This is a genomic window from [Erwinia] mediterraneensis (assembly GCF_900604315.1).
Classification (GTDB): Bacteria; Pseudomonadota; Gammaproteobacteria; order Enterobacterales; family Enterobacteriaceae; genus Pantoea; species Pantoea mediterraneensis_A.
The window spans coordinates 1,589,932-1,609,719 of sequence record NZ_LR026978.1 but is presented as its reverse complement, the minus strand read 5'-3'; the positions used below and the strand labels follow the sequence as shown (position 1 = coordinate 1,609,719).

At 56.8% G+C, this 19,788-nt stretch carries 19 protein-coding genes and 1 pseudogene; 11 read left to right on the top strand and 9 right to left on the bottom strand.

Annotated features, from left to right (window positions below; genetic code table 11):
* The first annotated feature begins 59 nt into the window (after nt 1-59).
* Complete coding sequence (locus E0E17_RS07565; protein WP_130835489.1) at nt 60-1,055, top strand: acyltransferase; 996 nt, start codon at nt 60-62, stop codon at nt 1,053-1,055.
* On the opposite strand, the gene E0E17_RS07560 is transcribed toward E0E17_RS07565, so the two are convergent.
* The 4 genes from E0E17_RS07560 to xylA all read right to left on the bottom strand — a co-directional run bounded on the left by E0E17_RS07560 (nt 1,040) and on the right by xylA (nt 5,433).
* Nucleotides 1,040-1,972, bottom strand: coding sequence for a GlxA family transcriptional regulator (locus E0E17_RS07560; protein ID WP_130833035.1), 933 nt, complete (start codon nt 1,970-1,972; stop codon nt 1,040-1,042). The two genes, E0E17_RS07565 and E0E17_RS07560, sit on opposite strands and share 16 nt — an antisense overlap.
* On the bottom strand, nt 1,969-2,535 hold the full coding sequence (locus E0E17_RS07555) for an isochorismatase family protein (protein WP_130833034.1): 567 nt from the start codon (nt 2,533-2,535) through the stop codon (nt 1,969-1,971). Before E0E17_RS07555 ends, E0E17_RS07560 begins: the two co-directional genes overlap by 4 nt.
* A 76-nt stretch (nt 2,536-2,611) precedes the next feature.
* Nucleotides 2,612-4,093, bottom strand: a complete 1,482-nt coding sequence (gene xylB, locus E0E17_RS07550) for a xylulokinase (protein WP_130833033.1) — start codon at nt 4,091-4,093, stop codon at nt 2,612-2,614.
* 17 nt (nt 4,094-4,110) lie between these two features.
* Nucleotides 4,111-5,433 (bottom strand): xylose isomerase, encoded by a 1,323-nt coding sequence (gene xylA, locus E0E17_RS07545; protein ID WP_130833032.1) that lies wholly within the window; start codon nt 5,431-5,433, stop codon nt 4,111-4,113.
* 22 nt (nt 5,434-5,455) lie between these two features.
* Here xylA and E0E17_RS20185 point away from each other — a divergent pair, with 22 nt between their 5' ends.
* The 5 genes from E0E17_RS20185 (at nt 5,456) to xylR (ending at nt 10,810) form a co-directional block, all read left to right on the top strand.
* Nucleotides 5,456-5,854 (top strand): hypothetical protein, encoded by a 399-nt coding sequence (locus E0E17_RS20185; RefSeq protein ID WP_165446213.1) that lies wholly within the window; start codon nt 5,456-5,458, stop codon nt 5,852-5,854.
* The gene (gene xylF / locus E0E17_RS07540) at nt 5,778-6,776 is read left to right on the top strand and encodes a D-xylose ABC transporter substrate-binding protein (protein WP_130833031.1); all 999 of its coding nucleotides are present in this window, start codon (nt 5,778-5,780) and stop codon (nt 6,774-6,776) included. Before E0E17_RS20185 ends, xylF begins: the two co-directional genes overlap by 77 nt.
* Before the next feature lie 59 nt (nt 6,777-6,835).
* Nucleotides 6,836-8,362 (top strand): xylose ABC transporter ATP-binding protein, encoded by a 1,527-nt coding sequence (locus E0E17_RS07535; protein ID WP_130835488.1) that lies wholly within the window; start codon nt 6,836-6,838, stop codon nt 8,360-8,362.
* On the top strand, nt 8,355-9,539 hold the full coding sequence (gene xylH, locus E0E17_RS07530; RefSeq protein ID WP_130833030.1) for a xylose ABC transporter permease XylH: 1,185 nt from the start codon (nt 8,355-8,357) through the stop codon (nt 9,537-9,539). The genes E0E17_RS07535 and xylH overlap by 8 nt, the downstream gene beginning before the upstream one ends.
* 92 nt (nt 9,540-9,631) lie before the next feature.
* Complete coding sequence (xylR, locus tag E0E17_RS07525) at nt 9,632-10,810, top strand: D-xylose utilization transcriptional activator XylR (protein ID WP_130833029.1); 1,179 nt, start codon at nt 9,632-9,634, stop codon at nt 10,808-10,810.
* Between the two features lie 29 nt (nt 10,811-10,839).
* On the opposite strand, the gene E0E17_RS07520 is transcribed toward xylR, so the two are convergent.
* From E0E17_RS07520 to E0E17_RS07500, 5 genes are all read right to left on the bottom strand, one after another.
* A complete protein-coding gene (locus tag E0E17_RS07520) occupies nt 10,840-11,973 on the bottom strand; it encodes an ROK family transcriptional regulator (protein WP_130833027.1) in 1,134 nt (377 codons plus the stop codon).
* 127 nt (nt 11,974-12,100) lie between these two features.
* Nucleotides 12,101-12,841, bottom strand: a complete 741-nt coding sequence (gene dnaC / locus E0E17_RS07515; RefSeq protein ID WP_130833024.1) for a replicative helicase loader DnaC — start codon at nt 12,839-12,841, stop codon at nt 12,101-12,103.
* Complete coding sequence (gene dnaT / locus E0E17_RS07510) at nt 12,841-13,377, bottom strand: primosomal protein DnaT (protein WP_130833022.1); 537 nt, start codon at nt 13,375-13,377, stop codon at nt 12,841-12,843. Before dnaT ends, dnaC begins: the two co-directional genes overlap by 1 nt.
* Before the next feature lie 112 nt (nt 13,378-13,489).
* Nucleotides 13,490-14,179 (bottom strand): hypothetical protein, encoded by a 690-nt coding sequence (locus E0E17_RS07505; protein ID WP_130833020.1) that lies wholly within the window; start codon nt 14,177-14,179, stop codon nt 13,490-13,492.
* Nucleotides 14,180-14,259: 80 nt separating this feature from the next.
* Nucleotides 14,260-14,988, bottom strand: coding sequence for an autotransporter domain-containing protein (locus E0E17_RS07500; RefSeq protein WP_130833018.1), 729 nt, complete (start codon nt 14,986-14,988; stop codon nt 14,260-14,262).
* A 144-nt stretch (nt 14,989-15,132) separates the two neighbouring features.
* Here E0E17_RS07500 and E0E17_RS07495 point away from each other — a divergent pair, with 144 nt between their 5' ends.
* The 5 genes and pseudogenes from E0E17_RS07495 to E0E17_RS07475 all read left to right on the top strand — a co-directional run.
* Nucleotides 15,133-15,699, top strand: a complete 567-nt coding sequence (locus tag E0E17_RS07495) for a DNA-3-methyladenine glycosylase I (protein WP_130833015.1) — start codon at nt 15,133-15,135, stop codon at nt 15,697-15,699.
* Between the two features lie 110 nt (nt 15,700-15,809).
* Nucleotides 15,810-16,472 carry an OmpA family lipoprotein gene (locus E0E17_RS07490; RefSeq protein WP_130833013.1) on the top strand — a complete coding sequence of 221 codons (663 nt, stop codon included), beginning with the start codon at nt 15,810-15,812 and terminating at the stop codon, nt 16,470-16,472.
* Between the two features lie 152 nt (nt 16,473-16,624).
* Nucleotides 16,625-17,626: a LacI family DNA-binding transcriptional regulator gene (locus E0E17_RS07485; RefSeq protein WP_130833011.1), complete on the top strand. Its 1,002-nt coding sequence runs from the start codon at nt 16,625-16,627 to the stop codon at nt 17,624-17,626.
* Nucleotides 17,627-17,690: 64 nt separating this feature from the next.
* Nucleotides 17,691-18,722, top strand: coding sequence for a LacI family DNA-binding transcriptional regulator (locus E0E17_RS07480; protein ID WP_130833009.1), 1,032 nt, complete (start codon nt 17,691-17,693; stop codon nt 18,720-18,722).
* A 133-nt stretch (nt 18,723-18,855) separates the two neighbouring features.
* Nucleotides 18,856-19,605, top strand: a pseudogene (locus E0E17_RS07475) (sugar phosphate isomerase/epimerase family protein); the annotation flags it as partial.
* Between the last annotated feature and the right edge of the window lie 183 nt (nt 19,606-19,788).

Sequence of the window (19,788 nt, the reverse complement as noted above, 5' to 3'; positions counted from 1 at the left end):
TGTTGTTAGCCCTCTGCTGGCTGCTACCCTTTCCCCTGAATGGATCGAAAGAGGAAGCCATGTCGCAAAAAATCTGTTGGATCGATAACTTACGCGCGGTTGCCTGCATGATGGTGATTATTATTCATACCACGACCTGGTATATCACCGGGCCAGAGGCGGCCAGTGACTACCGCTGGGATCTGGCTAACCTGCTTAACTCGGCGTCACGCGTCTGCGTACCGCTTTTCTTTATGATTTCTGGCTACCTCTTCTTTGGTGAACGCAGCGCGCAGGGACGCCATTTTCTGCGCATTGTGCTCTGCCTGCTGTTTTACAGTGCTGTCTCCCTTGCCTATATCACCTGGCTGACGCCGGTGAGCGAGGGGCGATCGCTGCTGGCACTGCTGCAAAAACCGGTGTTCTACCATCTGTGGTTCTTTTTCGCCATTATTGGTATCTACTTGCTTTCGCCGCTGATTCAGGTGAAGGCGGTAAAGGCAGGCTATGTGACGATACTGGTGCTGGTGCTGGTGGTGCTGGCGAACCCCAACACTGTCAGCCAGTCACTGGGGCCATTCCAGTGGCTGCCCGTCAACCTCTATCTCAGCGGCGACAGCTTTTACTACCTGCTGTATGGGTTACTGGGACGGGCTATCGGCATCATGGAGACGGAAAAACCCGGCGTCAGCCTGCTGGCGGGCGTGACTTTTGTTGCCTGTGTGGCCGGCATTGCGCTGGGCACCCGGCAGGCGTTGCAGATAAACGGCGCTTTCGCCGATACCTGGTATCTTTACTGTGGTCCCCTGGTGTTTCTCGCCGCCATCAGCCTGCTGATCCTGTTCAAAAACTGCCTTAACCGGCGTCCATTGCCGCTGCTGGCGACCATTTCCCGCTATTCGTTGCCGGTTTATGGTTTCCACGCGCTGTTTATCCACTTTTTACGCACCCGTCATCTGGACGATATGACACAGCCGCTGGCCGATCTGCCCTGGGTATTTGGCGTGAGCTTAGGCGGCAGTATGCTGTTGGCGATGCTGCTGAAGCGCGTGGACAAACATCATCTGGTGAGCTGATCGTCCCAGCGCTCGCGGGCGCGCCTGAGCTGGCGGGCGGAAGAAAATCCGGCCGCCAGTGCGGCTTTTTCTGCTCCTTCGCCCTGCTGCAAGCGCTGCCGTGCAACACCAAGACGCAACTGCTCATGGTAATCACGCACGCTGATACCCAGATGCTGACGAAACAGCCGGGCCAGATGACGCGGACTGACGTGCACCTGCCCGGCCAGATCAGCCAGAGACCAGGTCTTCTCCGGTTGCGCAATCAGTGTGTCCTGCGCACGGTGAATGGCCGGATGCAGATGGTTACGATAGCGCAGCCAGGGAGAAAGCTGTGGATCGTCTCCGGAGCGGCGAAACCACACCACCATTTCGCGCGCCACTTCAAGCGCAACCCGGGCGCCACACAGGCGGTTGATCAGATGTAATGACAGATCGATACCGGCCGTAATGCCTGCGCTGGTCCAGACGCCGCGATCTTCGACGAAAACACGATTATCTTTCACTAGCGCAGCAGGATCGGCGGCTTTGAGCCGCGCCAGCACCTCATGATGCGTCGTACACTGCACGCCGCTGAGCAGACCGGCTCTGGCTGCCAGCAGCGAGCCGGAACAGACGCAGACCAGCGTAAGCTGCTGCGCCTGAATCAAGGGTTGCAGACGGCGCAGCCAGTGGCGGGCGGTTTCCGCCTGCGGCGTGTCGTAACAGACGCTTGAGTCGTGAACGCCCGGCACCACCAGCAGACTGCCTGCAGGCAAGGTTTCCGGCAGCGGCTCAATGGCGCTGATGGTCATATCGGTGGAAGTCATCACGCTTTCCTGCGGGCCGATATAGCGCAGCTGGAAGTGATCGGCGGCCAGCTTCAATGTTTCTGCGGGTCCGGTCAGATCCAGGGTCATCACCCCCGGCAGCGTTAAAAACCAGACGGTTTGCATCATGTTCTCTCCTGTGCGTGTGAAGCCGCCAGCGCCTGCAAACACGCCTCCACGCTGGCGATAGCGGCAAAGCGGTGAGCAAGAACAGTCTCGGTATGATGATGCAGATCGGCGCTGCTCAGCGTAATGCCATTTCGGGTCATGGGAAAGGTCATGGTCGCTTCGCTGACAAAAGTGACTTTAAAGCCCAAATCAGACGCGACGCGCGCCGTGGTTTCACAGCACTGTTCGGTACGGATGCCGCTGATAATCAGCTCCTCTGTCTGTTGCTCCTGCAACCAGGCGAGCAGACCAGATTCGGTCAGGGCATTATGCACGCGTTTATACACGGTATGGGTCGCATGATGCTGCAAAAACGGCATACGGGTCACCAGACCCGATGCCAGTGAAAAAGGGCCTTCCGGCGCCACGTGAAAGACATCGACGATGGGAATGCTGAGCTGCTGACAGCCGGCGATCAGCTGGCTGAGTTTCTGCTGAAAGCGCGGATAATCATCATCCTGCCAGTAGTCGCGATGAAAAAAAGAGTGCTGTACATCAATAACCAGTAACACGGACGCTGCCATTTTGAGCCTCTTCGCTGTAAGGGTGTCGGGCTATCATGGCGCGCCCGACACACAGAAAGAAGGCCAGTTTGGGACATCACGCTGTCGTGGCGGGACAAGCCGTGTCCACCATAATTCCCGCCAGTTGCTGATAAAGTTGCGCAAAGATTTCACGTTGTCCCTGGTAAAAGGCGTGGCGCGCCATATCCGGCTGATGACGCTGCTCCAGCGGTAAGGGAGGCAGGAAATTTTCGGCAGCGACGTCAGGGTAAATCGCCAGCTGTGCCAGACGCGCCGCGCCGAGCGCAGGTCCCACTTCGCCCCCGGTGCAGTAATCGAGCGTCTGACCACTGATATCCGCCAGCATCTGACGCCAGTAAGCGCTGCGTGCGCCGCCGCCCGTCAGCATAATGCTTTGTGGCGTCACGCCGCAGGCGTGCACGGCATCAATGCCCTGCGCCAGCGCATAGCCCACCCCTTCCAGTACCGCGCGCGCCAGTTCCGGCCGTCCATGCTGATGGGTAAAGCCGAAAAAGACCCCTTTCGCATCGGGATTGTTATGGGGTGTACGCTCGCCGGAGAGATAGGGTAAAAACCAGAGCGGCGGCGCTTCATCCTGCGCCTGCGCCGCTTCCGCCAGCAGGTGCGGCACATCGTCGCAACCGGTGAGGTGTGCCGCCCAGTCCAGACAAGAGGCGGCGCTCAGCATCACTGACATCAGGTGCCAGCGTCCGGGCAAAGCGTGACAGAAGCTGTGGACGGCGCTTTCCGGGTTGCGCAGAAAGCCGTCGCTCACCAGAAAGTACACGCCGGAGGTCCCCAGCGACAGCATCGCCTGTCCCGGCCTGACCATACCGACCCCGACGGCGCCCGCCGCGTTATCCCCGCCACCAGCAACCACCGGTACGGCATGCATGCCCCAGCGCGCTGCCACAGCGGCGCTCAGCACGCCGGTGATGGCGTTGCCTTCGTACAGCGCAGGCATCTGATCACGGGTCAGTCCGCAGACGGACAGCAGTTTATCGCTCCAGTCACGCTGCGCCACATCCAGCCACATGGTCCCGGCTGCATCAGACATATCGCTGGCAAAATCGCCGGTAAGCCGCCAGCGCAGATAATCCTTGGGCAACAGCACCTTCGCGATACGGTTAAAGATATCGGGCTCATGCTGTTTTACCCACAACAGTTTAGGGGCGGTAAAGCCCGGCATCATCAGGTTTCCGGTGATCGTGCGGGCATCCGGCACCAGCTGTTCCAGCTGACGACACTCCGCCGCGCTGCGACCATCGTTCCACAGAATCGCCGGGCGCAGCACGCGGTGAGCTTCATCCAGCAGCGTGGCGCCGTGCATCTGCCCACTCAGGCCTATCGCTTCGACCTCGCTCAGGTCATGCTGCGCCGCCAGCGCACGTAATGCACTGTCCGTCGCCTGCCACCAACTTTCCGGATCCTGCTCGCTCCATAACGGCCGGGGCCGCGACACGCTGAGTTTTTCCGTCTGACTGGCGACCACCTGGCCCTGCCGATCCAGTAATACTACCTTTACCCCGGAGGTCCCGAGATCGATGCCGATAACCATCCGCCACTCCTGTTGTATTAACGATCAAAAAGATAGCTGTTCACCAGGTTCTCCAGCAGCTCCTGCCGGCCACTCTGATGCTGCGGGTTGAGATCGTGCTGCGCGGCATGTTCTGCCAGAGCTGCCAGGGTAAATTCGCCCTGCAGAATCTGCTGACCAAACTCGCTGTTCCAGCCGCTGTAACGCTGCGCCACGCGCTTGTCCAGCTCGCCATCCTCAATCATGCGTGCCGCCACTTTCAGCGCCAGCGCCATGGTATCCATCGCACCGATATGACCGTAGAAGAGATCATATTTATCAGTGCTCTGACGGCGTACTTTGGCATCGAAGTTCAGACCCCCAGTGGTGAAGCCGCCCGCTTTGATGATTTCATACATCACCAGCGCATTCTCTTCGACGCTGTTAGGGAACTGATCGGTATCCCAGCCCAACTGCATGTCGCCGCGGTTAGCATCCACTGAGCCAAAAATCCCCAGAGCGATAGCCGTGGCGATCTCATGATGGAACGAATGGCCCGCCAGGGTGGCGTGGTTGGCTTCAACGTTCACTTTGATCTCTTTTTCCAGCCCGAACTGCTTCAGGAAGCCGTAGACCGTGGCGACATCGTAATCATACTGATGTTTGGTCGGCTCCTGCGGTTTCGGCTCGATTAACAGCGTGCCCTGGAAGCCGATGCGGTGTTTATGCTCCACCACCATCTGCATAAAGCGGCCAAGCTGCTCACGCTCCTGGCGCAGATCGGTGTTCAGCAGGGTTTCATAGCCTTCACGTCCGCCCCACAACACATAGTTTTCGCCGCCCAGCTTGCGTGTCGCTTCCATCGCCGTGGTGACCTGCGTTGCCGCCCAGGCAAAGACTTCCGGATCAGGGTTGGTGGCTGCGCCTGCGCCGTAGCGCGGGTTGGTAAAGCAGTTAGCGGTGCCCCACAGCAGTTTCACGCCGCTCTCCTGCTGCTTTTGCTGCAGGACATCGGTCATCACGGCAAAGTTTTCCCGGTACTCGCGCAGTGATGCGCCTTCCGGCGAGACATCCACATCGTGGAAGCAGTACCAGGGTACATTCAGCTTATGGAAAAACTCAAACGCCACGTCAGCCTTGAGTTTGGCTCGCTCCAGCGCTTCGCCGGGCTGTTGCCAGGGGCGGTTAAACGCGCCCACACCAAACATATCGGAGCCGTTCCAGCAGAAGCTATGCCAGTAGCAGGCGGCGAAACGCAGGTGCTGCGCCATGGTTTTCCCCAGCAGAACTTCGTCCGGGTTGTAATGACGAAAGGCCAGCGGATTGCGGCTTTGCGGCCCTTCATAACGAACGCGCTCCAGCTCGGTGAAATAAGCGTGCATGTCTGACTCCTTAAGATAAGCAATGTTTTTGCAAAGGGTGCAGGCATTCTGGAAGCGGGATAAGCAGGGCTCAATTACGATATTTCACAGCAGGGTTAACAGAATTATTTATTGTGGAGAGGATCGCAAAATAAGCGCTAAATTTTGTCTGATTTTTTCTAACTCATTGAAAACCGACTACCCGCTGCTAAAAAAAATCGATCGCCATCATAATTTTGACAATAAACAAAAAATCGTAACTGCAAGAGGAAAATCGGTAATTGATGTTATTCCGGGCAGATGTCAACAATTCATCGGCCTGAGAACATGTGTAAAACAATTACCTCAACCTACAGGGCAACAATATGAAAAAGAGCTTCACACTTCTGGCCGCCTGTGCGGCGGTCACGATGGCGCTGTTCAGCCAGGGCGCTCTGGCTAAAGAAGTCAAAATCGGTATGGCCATCGACGATCTGCGCCTCGAGCGCTGGCAGAAAGATCGTGACATTTTCGTGAAAAAAGCCGATTCCCTGGGCGCGTCAGTATTTGTCCAGTCGGCGAACGGCAATGAAGAAACGCAGATGTCGCAGATTGAAAATATGATTAACCGCGGCGTCGATGTGCTGGTCATTATTCCCTATAACGGCGAAGTCTTAAGTAATGTGATTAAAGAGGCGAAGCGCGAAGGTATAAAAGTCCTGGCGTATGATCGCATGATAAATAATGCCGACATCGATTTTTATGTCTCTTTTGATAATGAAAAAGTCGGTGAACTGCAGGCGGAAAGCCTGGTGAAGCAGGTACCGCAGGGTAATTACTTCTTAATGGGCGGATCGCCGGTTGATAATAACGCCCGTCTGTTCCGCGCTGGCCAGATGAAAGTGCTTAAACCCTATATCGATGAAGGCAAAATCAAGATTGTAGGCGATCAGTGGGTTGACGCCTGGCTGCCGGAAAATGCGCTGAAGATCATGGAAAACGCCCTGACGGCGAATAAAAACAACATCAATGCGGTGGTAGCCTCTAATGATGCCACAGCAGGCGGCGCGATTCAGGCGCTCTCCGCGCAGGGGCTGGCGGGCAAAGTGGCCATCTCCGGCCAGGATGCCGACCTCGCGGCCATCAAGCGTCTGAAAAACGGCACGCAGACCATGACGGTATATAAACCCATCAGCAAGCTGGCAGACGAAGCGGCCAAAATTGCCGTCGATCTGGGCAATGATAAACAGCCCGCCTCTAACGCCAAACTGAATAACGGGCTGAAAGAGGTTTCCGCCTGGCTGCTGGATCCTATTGCGGTGGATAAATCCAACATCGACAGCACCGTTGTGGCAGACGGCTTCCATAAGAAAAGCGACCTCTGATGATGTCACCGCCCTGCCAGCAGGCAAGGCGGTTAACCAGACGTGTTATGGAGATTATGATGGCGGCACTGCTGGAAATGCACCAAATCACCAAGCAATTCGGCGCGGTCAAAGCGCTGGATGGCGTCAGCCTGCAGCTTGAGGCAGGTGAAGTGATGTCACTGTGCGGCGAAAACGGCTCGGGTAAGTCGACACTGATGAAAATCCTGTGCGGTCTCTATCCCACAGGCGACTATCAGGGTGAGATTCGCTTCGCCGGAGAGCCACTGCGGCCGCTGACGTTGCGTGACACTGAACGTAAAGGCATTGTGATTATCCATCAGGAGCTGGCGCTGGTGCGCCAGCTGACGGTGATGGAAAATATCTTTCTCGGCAGCGAAATTACCCGTTACGGCGCGGTGGACGATGAGGCGATGGCGCTGCGCTGCCAGACGCTGCTGGCGCAGGTAAAGCTGAATGTCTCGCCCGACACACGCGTCAGCGAACTGGGCATGGGCCAGCAGCAGCTGGTGGAAATCGCCCGGGCGCTGAACAAGCAGGTACGGCTGCTGATCCTTGATGAACCGACTTCGTCGCTGACCGGGCAGGAAACCGAGACGCTGCTGAGCATTATCCAGAACCTGCGCGATCACGGCATCGCCTGCATCTACATTTCCCATAAGCTGAACGAAGTGAAAGCCATTTCCGACAGCGTCTGCGTGATCCGTGATGGCAAACATATTGCCACGCGCTCCGCCGCCCGGCTGACCGAGGAGGAGATCATTACCCTGATGGTCGGCCGTGAGCTGACGGCGCTCTACCCCCGTGAGCCGCACCCGATTGGTCCGGAAGTGCTGCGTGTAGAGCATCTGACTGCCTGGCATCCGGTAAAACGTGACCTGCAACGGGTGAAAGATGTGTCGTTCTCGCTGCGCCAGGGAGAGATCCTCGGCATCGCCGGGCTGGTGGGCGCCGGACGTACAGAGATGGTAGAGTGTCTGGCGGGCGTCTGGCAGGGACGCTGGCAGGGCGATATTTTTATCCGCGGCGAAAAGGTCCGGCTGCGCGACTGTCGGGAAGCGATTGCGCAGGGCATTACTCTGGTGCCGGAAGATCGTAAAAAAGATGGCATCGTGCCGCTGATGGGGGTGGGGAAAAATATCACCCTTGCCGCACTGGGCGATTTCAGCGGCCGCGCCTCGGTGATGGATGAACCTGCAGAGCAGAAGGCGATCCTTGACGCCATCGCCCGTTTACGGGTGAAAACCGCGTCGCCCGAACTGGCTATTGGCCGTCTGAGCGGCGGCAACCAGCAGAAAGCTATTCTGGCGAAGTGCCTGCTGCTCAATCCACAAATTCTTATTCTTGATGAGCCGACGCGCGGCATCGATATCGGCGCCCGCTTCGAAATCTACAAGTTAATCAATCAACTGGTGCAGCAGGGTATCGCCGTGATCGTTATCTCTTCCGAGCTGCCGGAGGTGCTGGGTCTGAGCGATCGTGTGCTGGTCATGCACGAAGGACACCTTAAAGCTAACCTGCCAAATAACCAACTGACTCAGGAACAGGTTATGGAAGCCGCCTTGCGGAGTGAACATTATGCTTGAATCTCAATCCACCAATCCAACGCCGTTACGCGCCAGCGGTGGGGGCGCGCCGGGCAAGCTGCGCCTGATGAACCTGCAGGTCCTGGTGATGCTGGCCGCTATCGCAATAATTTTGCTGTTTTTTACCTGGATGACCGATGGCGCTTACCTCAGCGCCCGTAACATCTCCAACCTGCTGCGTCAGACCGCCATTACCGGCATTCTCGCGGTCGGCATGGTGTTTGTCATCATCTCGGCTGAAATCGATCTCTCTGTCGGCTCGATGATGGGGTTGCTGGGGGGTGCCGCGGCGATCTTTGACGTCTGGCTCGGCTGGCCGCTGCCGATCACCATTGTGGTGACGCTGCTGCTCGGTTTGCTGCTCGGCACCTGGAACGGCTGGTGGGTCGCCTACCGCAAAGTCCCCTCTTTTATTGTAACGCTCGCTGGCATGCTCGCCTTCCGCGGCATTCTGATCGGCATTACTGACGGGACGACGGTCGCGCCGACCAGCGCGGCGATGTCGCAAATCGGTCAAAGCTATCTGCCGGATGGTATTGGCTTCAGCTTCGGCGTGGTAGGCCTCTGCCTGTTTATCGCCTGGCAGTGGCGTATCCGGCTACGCCGCCAGCGTCTGGGGCTGCCACAAGCGGCTCCGGCTGGCGCTGTAGGGCGTCAGGCGTTAACCGCCGTTCTGGTGCTGGGCGCCATCTGGCTGCTGAACGATTATCGTGGCGTGCCCACCCCGGTGCTACTGCTCGCCTTACTGATGCTGGCAGGCATGTTTATGGCGACACGCACCGCTTTTGGTCGTCGCATCTACGCTATTGGCGGCAACCTCGATGCGGCGCGCCTCTCCGGGATACATGTTGCGCGCACCAAGCTGGCGGTATTTGCCATTAACGGTCTGATGGTGGCGATTGCGGGCCTGATCCTCAGCTCCCGCCTTGGCGCAGGTTCGCCGTCAGCGGGTAATATCGCGGAACTGGACGCCATTGCCGCCTGCGTGATCGGCGGCACCAGCCTGGCTGGCGGCGTAGGCAGCGTTGCGGGAGCCGTAATGGGTGCCTTTATTATGGCCTCGCTGGATAACGGGATGAGCATGATGGACGTCCCCACCTTCTGGCAGTACATCGTGAAGGGTGCCATTTTGCTGCTCGCCGTCTGGATGGATTCAGCGACGCGTCGGCGCGCGTAACGTCGACGCGATCACAAGCTGTAGCAACGGATTTCTGCCCGCTGAGTCGCTATGCTATTCAGTGGGCATCTCGCCTTTCAGGACTGGTAATCATGTTGCAAAAACGTTTTCGCATCACGTTATTATTTAATGCCAATAAAGTGTATGACCGCCAGGTTGTCGAAGGTGTGGGCGAATATTTACAGGCATCACAAACGGACTGGGATATTTTTATTGAAGAGGATTTTCGCTGCCGCATTGATAATATCCGCGAGTGGCTGGGTGATGGCGTCATTGCGGATTATGACGATCTGGCCATTGAGGATTTATTAGCTAAGGTCAATGTGCCCATTGTCGGCGTCGGCGGCTCCTACCATCAGGAAGCGGACTACCCTACGGTGCATTATATCGCCACCGATAACTTCGCATTGGTAGAGAGCGCCTTCCTGCATCTGAAAGAGAAAGGGCTGCAGCGTTTCGCCTTCTACGGCTTACCGGCTTCCAGCGGCAAGCGCTGGGCGCTGGAGCGCGAGCACGCCTTTCGCCAGCTGGTGGCTCAGGAGCGTTATCAGGGGGTGATTTTTCAGGGGCTGGAAACCGCGCCGGAAAACTGGCAGCACGCCCAGAACCGGCTTGCTGACTGGCTGCAAACCCTGCCGCAAAATACCGGGATTATTGCCGTCACCGATGCGCGTGCGCGTCACCTGCTGCAGGTGTGCGAACACCTGAAAATACCGGTGCCGGAAAAGCTGTGTGTGATTGGCATCGATAATGAAGAGCTGACGCGCTATCTGTCGCGCACTGCCCTCTCCTCGGTGGCGCAGGGCACACGTCAGATGGGCTATCAGGCGGCGAAGCTGCTGCATCGCCTGCTGAATAATGAGTCCATGCCGCTGCAGCGTATCCTGGTGCCACCGGTAAAAGTGATCGCGCGTCGCTCGACCGACTATCGCTCTCTGCGTGACCCGGCGGTGATCCAGGCGATGCATTTTATTCGCTTTCACGCCTGCCAGGGGATCAAAGTGGAACAGGTGCTGGACGCCGTAGGTATGTCACGATCTAATCTGGAAAAACGCTTTAAAGATGAGACCGGCGATACCATTCACGCCATGATCCACAGTGAAAAGCTGGAGCGCGCACGCGGTCTGCTGATTTCCACCTCCCTGTCGATCAATGAGATCTCGCAGATGTGCGGCTACCCTTCGCTGCAATATTTCTATTCCGTGTTTCGTAAAAGCTATGGCAGCACGCCGAAAAGCTATCGCGACAGGTTTGGGGAAGTGATGGTGTAAGAGCCGGGCCGGGTGCCGGCCCGGCTTTTTTATGCGATGCGCCGTTCATACTGTTCAATCACCGCCAGCGCCAGCCCGTTTGCCGGATCGAGCCGCTCCTGCAAAAAATAGAGGTCGGTATGGCGGAAAGGAAAGCTCAGCGTACTGGCTTCCGTCGCATCGCGCGTCGCCACGCAAAAGCGCGGATGCACATTCCACGGACAATCCATAATGATACTGGCCGGATTCAGCAGCATGATAATCTGGCTCAGCGCCTTACCCAGCGCATGTCCCGCCTGCGTCATCACTTCATCGATGATCTGCGGCGCGCGGTCGCGCTGCGCCCAGCTCAGGCCCGCCTGACGCTGCGTCAGCTGCTGTGCAATCGCTGGCTGGCTGATTAACGCCTCCAGACAACCGCCACGTCCACAGTGACATACGGGTCCTTCCGGCTGGACAATAAGGTGCCCCACCTCACCGGCGGTCCAGCTGTTGCCGGTAAAAACCTCGCCGTGCTGAACCAGCGCGCCGCCGATGCCGCGGGCGACGCGCAGGTAAAAATGGCTTTTTTCCGCAGCCAATTTCAGCTGCTGTACAGAGAGCAGTCCCGCCGCCTTCACGTTATTCATGAGGAACAGCGGTACATTGAGATCCTGGCTGAGCGGCGTGCGCAGATCCACATCCTGCCAGCCAAGGTGGGAAGAGAAGTGCAGCCAGCCGCGTTCCGGATCGACAATCCCTGGAAAGCCCAGCGCGATGCCGATCAGTTCAGGATATTTTTGCGTAATGTCGCTGCAGCAGGCGCTGAGACTCTCCAGCAGAGGGGCGGGATCGGCCGTTTCGGTACTCTGACTGTTCTCCTCAATCACGCGGGAAAAGTAGTCGCAGACGCGCCAGTGGATGCGCTGTTTCTCCACCATGATGCCGACGCTTTTCAGCCGGTCGGCCCGCAGGCGAATCTCAATTTTTGGCCGCCCGGCAGCCGTCACGTTTACCGGCCCCAGCTCCTCAATCAGCCCGGCCTCCAGCATCTCATCGATAATCAGCGAGATGGTGTTCTTACTGAGTGACAGCGCCTGCGCAATATCCTGGCGTGAGGTGATATGGGTCCTGCGCAACAGCGACAGCACCTGCTTCTGATTGTTCAGGCGTAATAATTTTGGCCCTTTATTTGTGGCGTTCATGGCATGCTCATCCAAAGGGAAGATTTACAGCCTTACAGGCTGCAGCAAGGCACATCCGCCTGTGCATACTGCTTAACGCCGCCATCACCCTGATGCGGAAAATAACACCTGTGCCCTTGCGAGCTGATTAGTATTCATCGCCGCGTACGCGGCTGCGGTAGCTTTCCCAGTCGAAACGTATCCACATACTGTTACCCAGCCGCATGCGATCCATAACGCGTTCTCCCAGCAGCGCATTCATCCCGGCGGGATCAAGGTTTGAGAGCATACCGGTCGGGCGCTTGGAGGATGAACGGCGGTCGACAATCTGGTTGATAATCACTTTTTCATAGCGTGATTCGCTCTGCATGCCGATTTCGTCAATCACCAGCAGGTCAACGCTGCTGAGATCGTGCAACAGTCGCTCTTCGGTAATATCGCTGGCGCCGCTAAACGTCCCTTTCATATTGGACATAAGATCGGCCACCGTCACGATTAACACGCTTTTGCCACGCAGAATCAGATGGTTGCCAATCGCTGCGGCCAGGTGATTCTTACCGGTGCCGGGACGTCCGGAAAAAACGAAGCTGGCGATGCTGCCTTCAAACTCTTCCGCATATTTGCGTGCCGCCGCCAGCGCTTTACGCTGTCCTTCATTCTCGACGCGGTAATTGTCAAATGAGCAGTTCATATGCAGTTCACGAATGCCGGAACGGCCCATGATACGCTGCATTTTCATGGCGCGGTTCTCGCGTACGATGGACTCAGAACGCAAACGTCCCTGCTCCTGATTCCAGGCCAGCAGCTCCTCGCCACGGGTAAATTTCGGCTTTACGCTTTCCGGCATCATTCTTTTCAGGCGGCTGAAAAGATCGTCAGGCGTTTTCATCACTCACCTCGGAAACCATCGGGAATATCGTAGTCGGTACTGGCCACCTGCGTCAGATCGCGTTTTGGCTGACCGCCGTTGCTGGCGCGGTTCATCTGGACGCTGCGTGCCAGCTTCTGCTGCCACTGCACATGATGAAACAGACGTCCTTCCGCCTGCCAGTAAGCGATAAAGGCCGCCAGCTCTGCCGCAGTTACAGGCTCGCTGAGAGAGACGCCCCAAATCGCCGCCTGGCGCTGAAAATCGGCGTCGGGCTGCCAGTCTGCATACATCGCAAATTTACCGACCGGCGTGCGGATCGCCTGCGGCTGATCATCATACAAACTTTCATCCAGCGCGACATCGCTGGGTTGCTGCAGTGCCGCTTCCATCGCCAGCAGCTGCGCCAGGCGCTCCTGGGTGATGGCATACATCACAGGCGCGTTATTATCGAATACGGCCAACGTGCCTTTCTCCGCATGGTGCAACGCACTGAGCGGATCCTGACGAAAGGCATCCAGGCCAATGATCGTGGAAGTTAAAATTTTAACGGACATGAAAAAACCTGACGTTGACCTGCATTTTGCGCCGGGCCAGGTGAACTGCCCGGCGCAGAAGTTCCTATTGTACCTTTTTTAACGTGCAGGATCGCAAAAAAGGTGTGAGCGTTTAGCGCATTTGCGGATAAGAAGCCCCCGGCTCAGCTCGATGCGCGCTCGCTTTCCGGTCAGCTTTCGCCGTTATCGCCACAGGCTGCGAGCGCGTCTGCCAGAGATAGCGTACTGAAGAGAAGGTACAGAACGCGTAGCCCAGCAGCTCACACACCTCTTCCGCCATGTTTTTGACCATCCGGTTATAACCATCCAGCATCAGGTTTTCCCAGAGCGCGCTCATACCGAACAGTCGGGAAAACACCAGCACAATGAGCAAACCGGTTGCCATCATCTGCCAGTTGGTATTGCGCAGAAACTGCACCAGCCCGGCGAGGGTTTGCTGCGGATGCCGCAGCGCCATCACGACACAGATCAGAAAAGTCGCTAAGGCTGGCCATATCCAGGCACCGTGAGCGATTTTATCGAACAGAAAATCGAGTTCACGGATCAGCATACAGCTGTAAAAGCCCCCTGTCAGGATGAGTGCGCCACGCTGCCCGGGACGCTGAACCGCCTGCCAGAAAAACAGCACGGCAATAATAGCCAACAGAATCTCCTGGCTGGTCTCTGTCAAAGAAGTTTCCCGCAGGTTGGCATGGATCCAGTTTACATCGATATAAACCACCCCCATCATCAGAGCAAGGAAAGCCGCCACAATGAAAAAAGCCGCTATTTCGCGGCCAATAATTACAAGATTTTCGCGCATTTTCTTACCACTTATTTGTTTAGCACGCTCATTATAGGGATTTAAAGCAATAATCTTTCTCTTTTTATGCCCGTTATGGCTTAGAAACTGGCGCTGACGCCGAGGCTATAGATAAATTGCTCGTTGCTGGACAGGGTGCCGGTTTGTGAAAACGAGGCAAAGGCCGCCATCCTGTTGTTGATTGGCATATGTGCTCCGATGCTGACATCCAGTCCGTTATCTTCATGCTGCCCGACAGACTCTGCGGAGCGCACATTCTCTTCCGTCAGGCTGTTTTCAGCGAACTGATAACTGTAGCTTAGCTGTATCCATGGAGACATCCAGCCGAATCTGGAGTCAACACGCCAGCCGACGCTGGCAACCGCATCCGGCGAGACGCGATCGCTGAAATCGCATTGCAGACAATTGAGCACGCTCTGACCTACCGCATATTGCGCTACCGGTCCGGTGGACCACTGGCGGTTGAGCGGCATCTTCCAGCCTGCCGAGAAGCGTGTACCGAGCGCCTGACTCCCGACGTTACCTGGCTCAGCGCGTAGCGATAATCCCGCGTCACGTTGCGCATTCAGCGCGGCATTCAGCAGCCCCTGCTGTGCGTCTTCGTCAAAACCCAGCCGCTCATGCGCCATTTTCTCAGCAAGAATATCGTCATAATGCGGCCCCTGCGTCTTGCTATTCCGGTTATCCCACAGACGCGCAACGTTGTCCCAGCCGTAAGCAGGCCTGGGGAGGCACAAGCAAAAAAGAAACGTACTGATTAAGGCCCCGGCAAAGAATTGCTGGCCTGCACACTCACTTTTCTGCAACATGAAAAACTCCAGACGATGCTGAAGAGAAGAATGGGCACCCTGATTAACGGCCTCCTGATGCACCTGCTGTATAACTATTAACCGATTCCTCCTGCCGTCAAGGGAGGAGGAAAAAATTTCTCCTCTGCAATAAGGAAAAGAAAAATGCAACGCTGTGGCTGGGTTACACAAGATCCTCTCTATCTTGCCTACCACGATCGGGAGTGGGGCATCCCCCAGACCGACAGCAAGGCATTATTTGAAATGCTCTGCCTGGAAGGGCAACAGGCGGGGCTCTCCTGGCTGACGGTACTGAAAAAACGGGAGAGTTATCGCCGCGCTTTTGCAGATTTTGATCCGCAGGCGATTGCTCTGATGGATGAGCAAGACATCGAACGCTTAATGCAGGATAGCGGCATTATTCGCAACAAAGCCAAAATTGCTGCGATTATCGCCAATGCAAATGCTTATCTGGCGATGGCGGCAAAAGGTGAGGATTTTGCGCGCTTTGTCTGGAAATTTGTCGATAACGTGCCGATTATCCATTATTACGCTGATTATAAAATCGCCCCTGCCACTTCAGCACGCTCCGATGCGCTCGCTAAAGCGTTAAAGCAACGTGGGTTTAAATTCGTCGGCAGCACTATCTGTTATTCCTTTATGCAGGCCTGTGGGCTGATTAACGATCATCAGACCAGCTGTTTTTGCCATCCCGACAATCTTTCTCGCTGAACAGGCATAAATTCGGATTGACCCTCACGACTTCTCCTGCATCCGGACGGCATAATCGTGCCACTTCAGGGTGCAGAGTGCGCTTTTTTTGATGTTTTGAGGGAATTGAGATGAAAAATTCGTTACTGGCGATGACGGTATTACTGAGCGGCGCGCTGGCGCTTTCCGGCTGTACGACCAATCCCTACACCGGTGAATCCCAGGCGGGTAAATCGGGCGTAGGTGCGGGTCTCGGTGCGCTGGTTGGCGCTGGCGTTGGCGTGTTGTCATCGTCGAAGAAAGATCGCGGCAAAGGCGCGTTGATTGGTGCCGCTTCCGGTGCTGCGCTGGGCGGCGGCGTGGGCTATTACATGGATGTGCAGGAAGCCAAACTGCGCGAAAAAATGCGCGGTACCGGCGTCAGCGTGACGCGTCAGGGTGACGCTATTGTGCTGAATATGCCCAATAACGTGACGTTCGACTCCAGCAGCAGCACGCTGAAACCGGCTGGCGCGACGACGCTGTCCGGCGTGGCGATGGTATTAAAAGAGTATGAGAAAACCGCCGTTAACGTTGTGGGCTACACCGACAGCACCGGTACGCGCGACCTCAATATGCGTCTGTCGCAACAGCGTGCTGACAGCGTGGCCAGCTCACTGATTACTCAGGGCGTCGCGGCAAACCGCTTACGTACGCAGGGTATGGGCCCGGATAATCCGGTAGCCAGCAACAGCACCGAACAGGGCAAAGCGCAGAACCGTCGCGTAGAGATTACGCTGAGTCCGCTTTCCTGATCTTCGTGCCAGCTCCCTCAGGGAAGAGGGAAAAATTTTCTTTGCTGTCCGCCGTCTAATCCTGTTTTCCACTGTCAGAGACTAAATAATGCATAAAGTACCGCTACGCTTTATGCTGGTGTGACCAATATTTACCCATCAGGTAGCGCAGTATGTCCCTTAAAGTTATTGCCAGAACGCTGGGTATCTCCGTGACAACCGTCAGCCGTGCGCTCAATGGCTACGATGATGTGGCCAGCGCAACGCGTAAACGCATCGAAGAGGAAGCGAGCCGTCGCGGCTACCGGCCTCATGCAGCAGCGCGCCGCCTGAAAACGGGCCGGGCCAATGCGGTGGGTCTGGTTTTCCCGGTCAATACGACGCCCCTGAATAACAGCCTGTTCAGCAAAACCCTGGTAGCGCTCGATCAACAACTGGCGCGCCAGGAGATCGATCTACTGCTGTTAGCGGATAAACCCCATGATAATCAGCGCGCGCTGCTGCGCATGTTACATAGCCGGGCGCTGGATGCGGTGATCTTTACCCGTCCGCGACCGCAGGATCCGCGTCTGATGCTGGTACAGCAAAAAGGTTTTCCCTTTCTTACCCTTGGCCGTAGCGAGCTGCCGCAACCCTATGCCTGGTTCGATTTCGATAATCATGCCGGGCCGCGCCTGGCGGTCCACTATTGTCTGGATCGCAGTATCAGCCCGATCGCCTGGCTGGGCAGTAACGACACCTACACTTTTGTGCGCGATCGCCGTCAGGGCTATCTGGATGCGCTGACGCAGCGCAATATCCTGCCTGATGCCCGCTTTGTAGCGGCAGTGAGGCCTTCGCGCCGCGCCGGTTATCAGCAAACGTTAAGCTGGCTCGCCAGCCCGCAACCGCCACGGGCGATTATCACTGACTGCAGCGAACTGGGCGAAGGGGCAGCTACGGCGCTGCAACAAACGTCTCGTTTGCAGGGTGAACAGGCGGTTACGCTGATTATTTATGACGGGCTGCCGGTCGATTCGATCGTGAATGAACCACTGCCTGCCATTATCCAGTCAACCCAGCGTGATCCGGGTGAAAGAGTGGCGCAGATGATGCTGGATCTGCTTGCTGGCAGATCCGTCGGGCAACTGCAGGAACTCTGGCAACCCGAATTGCGCCTGCCGGACAGGCCATAGCGGGTTTTTCCCCCGGTATCGCCTGTGTTAGTCTCTGCCTGTTTCTACTGACCCGGGTAACTTCATGAAAAGCAGGACGAACCGCGCCACCATCAGTGATGTCGCTCGCGCGGCAAAGACAGGTAAAACCAGCATTTCCCGTTACCTGAACGGTGAACAGCATCTTCTTTCGCCAGATTTAAAATCCCGTATCGAACAGGCAATTGCGGATCTGAACTATCAGCCCAGCCAGATGGCGCGCGGTTTAAAGCGTGGCCGCACACGGCTGATTGGCCTGATTATTGCGGATATCACCAATCCCTACTCCGTAGACGTGATGTGTGGTATTGAAGCCGCCTGCCGTGAGCACGGTTTCACTCTGTTGATGTGCAATACCAACAATGAAATCGACCTGGAACAGCACTATCTGCAGTTGCTGAGCAGCTATCAGGTAGAAGGCGTGGTAGTGAACGCTGTCGGCATGCATGAAGAGGCGCTAAGCCGCCTGCAGCAGTCGCTGCTGCCGATGGTATTAATCGACCGTAAGATCCCCGATTTTGCCTGCGACGTGGTGGGGTTGAACAATCAGGAAGCCACCTCTGTCGCCACTCACCATCTGATTGAGAACGACTATGAGGCGCTGCTGTTTCTCAGCGAGCCGCTGGGCAGCGTGAATACCCGTCATGAACGACTGGCTGCGTTTCGCCATACCCTCAGCGCCTTTCCGCATCTGATACAGGAAAGCCATGAAGTCCAGCTGAATCAGCCTGCCCAGCTGGAGGCCGTGCTGCATGATTTTCATCAGCGGCACGCAGATAAGCGCTGCGCGGTAATGGCGGCTAACGGGGCGCTAACGTTACAAGTGGCGCGCGCCATGCAGCGTGTCGGCCTGCGCTGGGGCGAGAATATCGGCCTGCTCGGTTTTGATGAACTGGAGTGGGCAGCGCTGGCGGGACCAGGCATTACAACGCTGAAACAACCTACCTGGCAAATAGGCTACGCGGCGCTGGAGCGTCTGATCGCACGCATTGCGGGCGGCGAGCTGCCGATCACCGAAAAGCTTTTTTCCGGTGAGCTGATTAAACGTGGCTCCAGCCGCCGTCTTGATGCACTTTAAGAGTCTTCTCTGATCATTTTTACTCACTTCGTGAGTCTGATCATAATTTCAGCTTTTGCTCCTTTGCATTGGAACCGGTTCCATTTAACGTTTTTACAACGTCGAGGGCACTGTTTACCGCCTGGAGAGAGAAATGAAACCTGAAATTATTGTCGTTACCGCAGCTTATGGTCAGCAGCAGGTGGCTGCACTCGGCGGCCAGCAGGCATTGCTGTCGGTGATCCAGCAGGCCGGAGCGGATGGCGTTGAAATACGCCGTGAGTTGTTCGATAAGGCAGACCTTGCCCGCCTGCCAGCACTGCGCCAGGCGATCGCGGCACATCAGCTGCGCGCCTTCTACTCCGTACCGGACGCGCTGTTTACCACGGACGGCGCGCTTAACCCGCAGCTGGAACACTATCTGCAGGAAGCGGAGCAGCTTGATGCCCGCCTGCTGAAATTCTCGCTGGGTCACTATACCGGTGCGGTTAGCCATGACGAGAGTCAGCGACTGCGTCAGGCCCTCGCCCACCCCAGCGTTAAGCTGGTGGTAGAAAACGATCAGACCGCGTATGGCAAACTTGCCCCGCTGGCGCGTTTCTTTAGCGACTTTGGCGCCATGCATATGCCCCACGGCATGACCTTTGATATGGCCAACTGGCTCTGGACTGGTGAAGAAGCAGAACACGCAGCGCACCAGTTAAGTCAGCATGTCGGCTATATTCACGTTAAGGCAGCCGTGCCACACCGTGACGCTTTTCGGGCAATAGCCCTCAATGACGCCGATGACAGCTGGCGCAACCTGCTCAAACGCCTGCCGGACACTGTGCCGCGCGGTATCGAATTCCCGCTGGAAGGTGACGATTTAGTGGCGGTTACCCCCCCCCCTGTTTTCCTGCTGCGCCATTGTTGTGGGAAGAACATGACGACTCCTGAAAAAAGCACCCCCGGTGTGGGGGGTATCGGCGGAGCGGGGGGGGGGGTTGTTGCCCGCGAAACCGGCGGTCTGGCCTCCGCCCCAGCCCTTTTGGAGCGGGGTGCCGGGGGCGGGGTGGACGGAGGCCTTGGTGTGGCGGGCCCTGGCTTG

Coding starts and splice junctions, on each gene's coding strand:
- E0E17_RS07565 (WP_130835489.1), top strand. CDS start 60: ATGTCGCAAAAAATCTGTTGGATCGATAACTTACGCGCGGTTGCCTGC.
- E0E17_RS07560 (WP_130833035.1), bottom strand. CDS start 1,972: ATGATGCAAACCGTCTGGTTTTTAACGCTGCCGGGGGTGATGACCCTG.
- E0E17_RS07555 (WP_130833034.1), bottom strand. CDS start 2,535: ATGGCAGCGTCCGTGTTACTGGTTATTGATGTACAGCACTCTTTTTTT.
- xylB (WP_130833033.1), bottom strand. CDS start 4,093: ATGGTTATCGGCATCGATCTCGGGACCTCCGGGGTAAAGGTAGTATTA.
- xylA (WP_130833032.1), bottom strand. CDS start 5,433: ATGCACGCTTATTTCACCGAGCTGGAGCGCGTTCGTTATGAAGGGCCG.
- E0E17_RS20185 (WP_165446213.1), top strand. CDS start 5,456: ATGTTTTTGCAAAGGGTGCAGGCATTCTGGAAGCGGGATAAGCAGGGC.
- xylF (WP_130833031.1), top strand. CDS start 5,778: ATGAAAAAGAGCTTCACACTTCTGGCCGCCTGTGCGGCGGTCACGATG.
- E0E17_RS07535 (WP_130835488.1), top strand. CDS start 6,836: ATGGCGGCACTGCTGGAAATGCACCAAATCACCAAGCAATTCGGCGCG.
- xylH (WP_130833030.1), top strand. CDS start 8,355: ATGCTTGAATCTCAATCCACCAATCCAACGCCGTTACGCGCCAGCGGT.
- xylR (WP_130833029.1), top strand. CDS start 9,632: ATGTTGCAAAAACGTTTTCGCATCACGTTATTATTTAATGCCAATAAA.
- E0E17_RS07520 (WP_130833027.1), bottom strand. CDS start 11,973: ATGAACGCCACAAATAAAGGGCCAAAATTATTACGCCTGAACAATCAG.
- dnaC (WP_130833024.1), bottom strand. CDS start 12,841: ATGAAAACGCCTGACGATCTTTTCAGCCGCCTGAAAAGAATGATGCCG.
- dnaT (WP_130833022.1), bottom strand. CDS start 13,377: ATGTCCGTTAAAATTTTAACTTCCACGATCATTGGCCTGGATGCCTTT.
- E0E17_RS07505 (WP_130833020.1), bottom strand. CDS start 14,179: ATGCGCGAAAATCTTGTAATTATTGGCCGCGAAATAGCGGCTTTTTTC.
- E0E17_RS07500 (WP_130833018.1), bottom strand. CDS start 14,988: ATGTTGCAGAAAAGTGAGTGTGCAGGCCAGCAATTCTTTGCCGGGGCC.
- E0E17_RS07495 (WP_130833015.1), top strand. CDS start 15,133: ATGCAACGCTGTGGCTGGGTTACACAAGATCCTCTCTATCTTGCCTAC.
- E0E17_RS07490 (WP_130833013.1), top strand. CDS start 15,810: ATGAAAAATTCGTTACTGGCGATGACGGTATTACTGAGCGGCGCGCTG.
- E0E17_RS07485 (WP_130833011.1), top strand. CDS start 16,625: ATGTCCCTTAAAGTTATTGCCAGAACGCTGGGTATCTCCGTGACAACC.
- E0E17_RS07480 (WP_130833009.1), top strand. CDS start 17,691: ATGAAAAGCAGGACGAACCGCGCCACCATCAGTGATGTCGCTCGCGCG.